This is a genomic window from Actinomadura keratinilytica, assembly GCF_039539665.1.
Classification (GTDB): domain Bacteria; phylum Actinomycetota; class Actinomycetes; order Streptosporangiales; family Streptosporangiaceae; genus Spirillospora; species Spirillospora keratinilytica.
The window spans coordinates 1-7,438 of sequence record NZ_BAABDO010000191.1 but is presented as its reverse complement, the minus strand read 5'-3'; the positions used below and the strand labels follow the sequence as shown (position 1 = coordinate 7,438).

The following is a 7,438-nucleotide window of genomic DNA, read 5'->3' as shown; positions in this document are numbered from 1 at the left end:
GAGGGGGTGAGGCCTGCTGCGGGGTGGTTGCCTGGGGGAGTGCCGCTCGTGGCCTAGGCCCTGTCCGGCCGATCTTGGCAGCCGGGTCGCCCCGCCGCTTGCGTGGCTCTGTGGCACCGCCGCCATGCGCGAGCAGACAGGGGGACCGGCCGTCGTGGACGCCCGCCCCGCCGACAGTGCAGCGTCACCAACCGGTTCAGCAGGAGACGGATGTGGCAGCGCCCCCGCCGAGCCGAGCGCGCACCACCGGACCGGGGCCACCGCAGTGCTGCGGATCCACCATGATCCACAGGAGACGGCCTAGGTGTGCTGTTCGGGGACGTTGGTGACAGGCGACACGCCTTGGACGGTTGTTGAACGACGAGAGGGCCTTCTGGTTCCGGTATGGATTTGCGACATCTACCACCGACGTCCAGAAGGCCCTCGTGCCCCACCGCAACGGCCCTCCGTTGACACCGGGCCGGATGCCTGCGCCCGGCCCGGTGCGTGTCGAGGACGGCCGGCCGCTGCGGCGGGCCGCCGAACGCACCGGTGTCAGTCACACGACTACCGCACGGTGGGCCGCCCGCTACCGGCAGCCGGGCGCCGCCGGCATGCACGACCGCACCCGGCCGCCCGCATCGCAGCCCCAACCGGACACCGCCGCGCGTCGAGGCGCAGGTGCTCGCCCTGCGCCGGGCGCACCGCATCGGCCCACTCCGCCTGGCCGCCCGCACCGGCCTCGCACCGTCCACCGCACACCGCATCCTGGTCCGCCACCGACTGCCGCCCCTGGCGGCATGCGACCGGGGCCACCGGCGAACCCATCCGCCGCTTGCGAGCACCAACGCCCCAGCGACCTGGTCAACATCGACGTCAAGAAACCCGGCCGCACCCCCCGGACGGCGGCCGGGCACAGATGCCTCGGGGCATGCCGCGGGCCGTGTTGACCGGCACCGCGACGGCGGCGGCCACCTCTATCCGCACACCGCGCTGGACGACCACTCCCGCCCGGCCGCCTGCACCGAGAGCATGGCCGATGAGAGTGCGGCCACCTGCGCCGGGTTCCCGGTCCGCGCCACGCAACAGCAAGACCACTGGTGCGCCACCTGCGCCAGATGAGCATCTCCGTTTGGACTCGGCCCTGGCGTCCCCAGACCAACGGCAAGGCCGAACGCTTCCACCGCACCCTGCTCAAAAAGTGGGCCTACCACCGGCCCTACGCCTCAAAAAGAACGGCAGGCCGCCTTCGGCGACCGGCTCGATTGGTACGACCGCCACCGACCCCACACCGGCATCGCGGCCCGGACCCCAGCCGACCGCGTCACCAACCTGTCCGAACAGCCGGGGCGCCCGTCGCTTGTGCGGCTCTGTGGCACCACTGCCGCCATCTGCGAGCGGGCAGGGACGGCGGCCACCCGCTCCTGACGTGACCGCTCCGCCGACGCCGCAACGTCATCGACCGGCTCGAGTGACGACGTGGCAGCGCCCCCCGCTGAGCCGAGCGCGCACCACTGGGCCGTGGGCGCCCGCTACGACGAGGAAGATCACCGCCGAAACGTATGGCTCCACCTGCCTCGAAACATGGCCCAAGGCTGTCCGGTGATCATGGTGGGGCCGCAGCAGCGCGCTGGCCGGGGGCTCCGGCACGGTGGTGACAGGCAAGCGCGCCATGCCTCTCGTGGGCGAGGTCGTCCTTTGGGTGTTTCCAAACCGGGGGCGTTCGGATGCTGGGTGTGCCGCATCGAAGTCAAGGGGGGCATGGGGGCACGGTATGGCCGATGCCCCAACCTCAGTGGCGGCGCTGTCCGGTCGGGGACGCGGGTCGGATGTTCCTCAGCTGGGCTTGCGCCAGACCAGGGCGGCGGAGACAGGGTGGTTGCGGAACCGTTCCCATTTGGGCTTCCGGGCGATCCAGCGGTCGTCGATGACGCCCTCGCGCATCTCCGTCAGTGTCCAGCCGGCCCGGACCGCCGCCGTGACGTGGTCGCTGAACAGGTGGACGTGGGTCGCGATGGCGATGGGCTCTCCCGAGGCGCTGGTGAAGTGTGTGGGCATCCCGCTCGTCATGATGAAGTGCGGGTGGAAGACCACGAGCACGAACAGCGCGCCCGGCTCGGCGATCCGCCGCGCCTCCGCGTACAGCGGACCCAGGTCGGGCAGGTGCTCGTCGATCAGTGACGCGATGACCAGGTCGTAGGCGGCGTCCTCGAGCCCCGTGTCGGTGACGTCGGCTTCGCGGAGGCGGTCGTGCACCTGCCGGGACCGCGCGACGGCCAGCATCTCGGGCGTCAGGTCGACGCCGTCGATCGCGGAGACGCCGTGGCGGCGCAGCCAAGCGGCGGTGCGGCCGGTGCCGCAGCCCAGGTCGGCGGCGCGGCGCACCGTGTGCCAGGACGGCTCGGTCAGGTCTTCCAGGAGCGCGATGTCCATCACGTCCTCGACCGTGTCGTCGTACGTCGTCACCCACTGCCCGTAGCCGGTCCGGACGTCCACCGTCCGGTAACCGCGTGTGTCGAAGTCCGCGAAACTCAGCACCCGAGCATTCTGGCGGTCCGCCCGTATCGGACGCGAACGAGTTTTTCGGTGGTCTGGGTGGTGGGTTTGCTCGGCCGGGCAGGCCGAGTGCGTGGCGACGCGCTCGGTGTGGTTGGTGGGCGCGGGGGCGGGTCATAGTCTGCTCAGGTGACTGAAAAGGTGTGGGAGATCGAGCCTTCCGGGCCGTTGCGTGGGGACGTGACGGTGCGCGGGGCGAAGAACGCGGTCAGCAAGCACATGGTGGCGGCGATGCTGGGGGACGGGCCCAGCACCATCGGCAACGCCCCCGAGGTCGGCGAGGTGGAGATCACCGCGGCGATGCTGCAGCACCTCGGCATGGCGGTGGAGCGGTCCGGTGACGAGATCACCGTGGTGCCCGGGGCGGTGGCCGATCCCAAGGTGCCGAAGGCGTTCACCGGGTTGAACCGCATTCCGATCCTGCTGCTCGGCCCGCTGCTGCATCTGACGGGGGAGGCGTTCGTGCCGCTGGTGGGGGGCGACCCCATCGGACGCCGGCCCATCGACTTCCACGTGGAGGCGCTGCGGGCGTTCGGCGCCCAGGTGGAGGTGGCCGAGGACGGGATCCACGCCAACGCGACGCGGCTGGTGGGCACGCGGATCGACCTGCCCTATCCGAGCGTGGGCGCCACCGAGACGGTGCTGCTGGCCGCCGTGCGCGCCGAGGGCAAGACGGTGATCCGGGGCGCCGCCACCGAGCCGGAGATCGTCGAGCTGGCGCTGTTCCTGCAGCGGATGGGGGCGCGGATCGCGTTCGCCCCCGACCGGCGCATCGAGGTGGAGGGCGTGCCGCGGCTGGGCGGGGCGCGGACCCGGCTGGCGGGGGACCGGATCGAGGCGTTCTCCTACCTGGTCGCCGGGCTGGTCACGCGGGGCGAGGTGCGGGTGCACGGCTGCCCGCAGGACCGGCTGGTCACCGCGATCACCACGCTGGACCGGATGGGCGCCCGGTTCGAGATCACCGACGAGTGGATCATGGCGTCGGCGCCGGACGGGCTGCGGCCCGCGGCCGTGCAGACCGACACCCATCCCGGGTTCGCCACCGACTGGCAGACGCCGCTGATGGTGCTGTTCACCCAGGCCGACGGGATGTCGGTGCTGCACGAGACCGTGTACGAGAACCGCCTGGCGTACGTGCCGGCGCTGCAGAGCATGGGCGCGGAGATCGAGGTGTACGACACCTGCCTGGGCGGGCCCGCGTGCCGGTACCACGACACGGCCGCGGTGCACTCGGCGGTCGTGCGCGGGGTGTCCAAGCTGCGCGGCGGCGAGGTGACGATGCCGGACATCCGCGCGGGCTTCTCGGCCGTGCTCGCGGCGGCCGTCGCCGAGGGCCCCTCCAGGCTGCGCGGCGTCCACCACATCGAACGCGGCTACCACCGGCCGGTCGAGCAGTTCCGCGCCCTGGGCCTCAACTTGACTCCCCGCTGACCTCGAGCCCGTGCGCCCGGCGGGCGCACGGGCCGTGGGGCCGCCTCACACGGGGAGCGGGCCGGGGGCCTCGGTGTAGAGCCAGGCGGTGGCCCGCTCGTAGCCGTACCGGAACAGCAGCGGCAGCACGAGGCCGCGGATGCGGCGGCCGATCGGCCCGGCCGTCTTGGCCTCGCGGTTGAGGCCGGCGGCCTTGGCCATCCTGGCCATGCGCGCGCGCCGCCGCGCCTCGTAGTCGGCCAGGGCCTGCGGGACGGATCCGGCGGTGTGCAGCGCGGTCGCCAGCACCACGGCGTCCTCCAGCGCCATCGACGCGCCCTGGCCGGAGCCCACGGGGTGTTTGGCGTCGCCCACCAGCACCGTCCGGTCGTCGCGCCACACCGGGATGACCGGCATGGCGTGGTTGAGGGTCGGGCGGTGCCAGGCGGTCGTCGCCTGCAGGACGGCGGCGGGCATCTTCTCTTCCCGGTACAGCCGCGCGACCGTCTTCAGGTCGATCTCGTCCAGGGCCGGGGGTGTCGGGGTGCTGACCTGCGCCGTCCACCAGACGGTGCCGTCGGGCACCGCGATGTGGGCGAACACGCCGTTGCGCCCGAAGGTCATGTTGAACGATTGCGGGGCGATGCCGGGGACGCCCGCCGAGATCCCCGAGGCGCTGTAGAAGCCCGCGTAGGCCGGTTCGGGCGCGCCGGGGTCGAGGATGCGGCGGGTGGCCGACCAGATGCCGTCGGCGCCGACCAGCAGGTCCGCCTCGGCGGTGCGGCCGCCGGCGAACGTCGCCCGCACGCCGCCGGGCACGGCTTCGGCGCCGGTGAGCCGTGCGCCGGTGAGCCGTGCGCCGGTGACGATGCGGGCGCCGGCGCGCCGGGCCGCGGCGCGCAGCTCCTCCACCAGCCGGCCGCGCATCAGCGTGATGCTGCGGACCGGGTCGCCGGACGGGCGGCCGCGCGGCATGTCGCCGAGCAGCCGTCCCGACCCCGACCACATCAGCTGCCGGTCGACCTCGAAGCCCGCCCGCCGGACGGCGTCGACGCAGCCGAGCGTCTCCAGCGCCCCCAGCCCGTTGCGGGCCAGGCTGATGAACGAGCCGACCGATCCGGCCGGGTCGGCGTACGCCTCGTACACCGTCACCTCCGCGCCGATCCGGCGCAGCGCGACCGCGCACGCCGCCCCGGCCACACCGCCGCCCGCCACGATCACATGCATGGCTCCGCCTCCTCCGAATCGTGATTCGGTGAATTAATATTCAGTGAATGGTGATTCAGTATGTGGACGAGGGCGGTCCGGGGTCAAGGCGAGGGCTCGGCCGGATCGGGTGGACACGCGTTGCGGTGCGTCCGGAACCCCGGTCCGGGACGGCCGGTTCATCGAGCACGCGGCGCGCGTCGGACACGCGGACCTGGACGTCGGCCCCTTAGACCGCGGATGTGATGCTCGCCTCCCGGCGGTTCGCGCTTTTCGACTGCGCCGCGGCCCGACCGGCGCACCTGTCGGCGCGAGGTCCCGCGAGGCGGCCGGCCGGGGGCGGCGGATCGGATAAGAATGGGGTGTGATCGATCCGTCGGCGCCGTTGCCGAAGTACCTCCAGCTTCGGGCCATCCTGCTTGAGATGATCGAGGAGGAGCGGCTGCCGGTCGACGCGCCGGTGCCGTCCGAACGCGAGCTGTGCCGCCGCTTCGGGGTGTCGCGGATGACGGTGCGGCAGGCGGTCGACCAGCTGGTCGCCGAGGACCGGCTGCGCCGCATCCCCGGCAAGGGCACGTTCGTGGCCCGGCCGAAGGTGCAGATGCCCAAGGAGCTGGTGTCGTACACCGAGGACATGCGCGCCCGCGGCATGCGGCCCGGCTCGGTCGACCTGGCCGGGCGCACCGTCGAGGCCGACGCGCGGCTGGCCCGGCTGTTCGGCGCCGACCGCGGCGCCAAGGTGCACGTGCTGGAGCGGCTGCGGCTGGCCGACGGCGAGCCGATGGCGGTGGAGCGCTCGCACATCCTGGCCGCCCGCGCACCCGGCCTGCTGGAGCGCCGCCCGCCGGACGCCTCCCTCTACCGGGTGCTGGAGGAGGAGTACGGCATCGTGCTGGACGCCGGCGAGCAGACCATCGAGGCCGTTCCGGCGGGGGAGCGGGAGGCGGCGCTGCTGGAGATCGCGCCGGGCAGCCCGGTGTTCCTGGTGCAGCAGCGCACGTTCAGCCGGGGCGCGTGCGTCGAGGTCGCCCTCACCACCTACCGCGCCGACCGCTACCGCATCCACCTGGGCCTGGAGTCCCCGCACCGGGCCGAGCTCGGCTGACCCCGCGCGGCCGGGCGGACAAATGCGGCCGGGATGTGCGTAGCCCCCTGGGGCGCCGGGAATGGCCGCAGGCACAGTCGACGATCTGGACCGGAGGGCGCGATGCCTGCCAGCAGAGACGTGGTGATCGTTGGAGCGGGGCCGACCGGCCTGATGCTGGCCGGCGAGCTGGCCGCGGCCGGGATCGGCTGCACGGTGCTGGAACGCCGGGCCGGCGGGTCGTCGCTGACCCGGGCGTTCGCCGTGCACGCCCGCACGCTGGAACTGCTGGACGCGCGCGGCGTCGCCGACGAGCTGCTGGCCACCGGCACCCGGGTCGACCGCCTGGCGCTGTTCGCCGGGTCCGCCCGCCTGGACCTGTCCGGGCTGCCCGGACGGTTCCCGTTCGTGCTGGTCACCCCGCAGTACGAGACCGAGCGGGTGCTGGCCGGGCGGGCCCGCGCCGCCGGGGCCGAGATCGTCGAGGGCGCCGAGGTGGTGGACGTCCGGCAGGATGCGGACGGCGTCGACCTGGTCGTCAGCACCGCCGACGGCACCGACATCCGCCGCGCCGCCTACGTGGTCGGCTGCGACGGGGTGCGCAGCACGGTGCGCCGCGCCCTCGCCCTGCCGTTCCCCGGCCGCTCGGTCGTGCGGTCGGTGATGCTGGCCGACGTGCGCCTGGACGACCCGCCGGGGGAGGTGCTGTCGGTGGGCGCGACCGGCGACGCGTTCGCGTTCGTGGTGCCGTTCGGCGACGGCTGGTACCGGGCGATCGCCTGGGACCGGAACCGGCAGGCGCCCGACTCCGAACCGGTCGACTTCGACGAGCTGCGCGCGACGATGCGGCGGGCGCTCGGCACCGACCACGGCATGCGCGATCCGCGCTGGACGTCCCGCTTCCACAGCGACGAGCGGCAGGTGCCGTGCTACCGGGTGGGGCGGGTGTTCCTGGCCGGGGACGCCGCGCACGTCCACTCCCCGGCGGGCGGGCAGGGCATGAACACCGGCATCCAGGACGCCGCCAACCTCGGCTGGAAGCTGGCCGCCGAGCTGCACGGCTGGGCGCCGCCCGGGCTGCTGGACACCTACCACGAGGAACGGCACGCGGTCGGCCGCGCGGTGCTGCGCGGCAGCGGCGCGCTGGTGCGGCTGGCGCTCGCCGAGTCGCCCGCGCTGCGCGCCGCCCGCACCGTCGCCGCC

At 73.6% G+C, this 7,438-nt stretch carries 5 protein-coding genes and 1 pseudogene; 4 read left to right on the top strand and 2 right to left on the bottom strand.

The window, feature by feature from the left end:
• Positions 1-425: 425 nt before the first annotated feature.
• Positions 426-1,329 (top strand): annotated as a pseudogene (locus tag ABD879_RS31345) (integrase core domain-containing protein); the annotation flags it as partial.
• A gap of 486 nt (positions 1,330-1,815) precedes the next feature.
• On the opposite strand, the gene ABD879_RS31340 reads toward ABD879_RS31345, so the two are convergent.
• Positions 1,816-2,517 (bottom strand): class I SAM-dependent DNA methyltransferase, encoded by a 702-nt coding sequence (locus tag ABD879_RS31340; RefSeq protein WP_345025385.1) that lies wholly within the window; start codon positions 2,515-2,517, stop codon positions 1,816-1,818.
• Between the two features lie 147 nt (positions 2,518-2,664).
• On the opposite strand from ABD879_RS31340, the gene murA reads away from it, so the two are divergent.
• Positions 2,665-3,966, top strand: a complete 1,302-nt coding sequence (gene murA / locus ABD879_RS31335; protein WP_345025384.1) for a UDP-N-acetylglucosamine 1-carboxyvinyltransferase — start codon at positions 2,665-2,667, stop codon at positions 3,964-3,966.
• Between the two features lie 45 nt (positions 3,967-4,011).
• Here murA and ABD879_RS31330 read toward each other — a convergent pair whose 3' ends face one another.
• Positions 4,012-5,172 carry an FAD-dependent oxidoreductase gene (locus ABD879_RS31330; RefSeq protein ID WP_345025383.1) on the bottom strand — a complete coding sequence of 387 codons (1,161 nt, stop codon included), beginning with the start codon at positions 5,170-5,172 and terminating at the stop codon, positions 4,012-4,014.
• Between the two features lie 343 nt (positions 5,173-5,515).
• Between ABD879_RS31330 and ABD879_RS31325 the strand changes: the two genes are divergently transcribed.
• Both ABD879_RS31325 and ABD879_RS31320 read left to right on the top strand, forming a co-directional pair.
• The gene (locus tag ABD879_RS31325) at positions 5,516-6,256 is read left to right on the top strand and encodes a GntR family transcriptional regulator (protein ID WP_345025381.1); all 741 of its coding nucleotides are present in this window, start codon (positions 5,516-5,518) and stop codon (positions 6,254-6,256) included.
• Positions 6,257-6,358: 102 nt separating this feature from the next.
• The coding region (locus tag ABD879_RS31320; RefSeq protein WP_345025380.1) for an FAD-dependent oxidoreductase at positions 6,359-7,438 on the top strand (1,080 nt) is incomplete at its 3' end.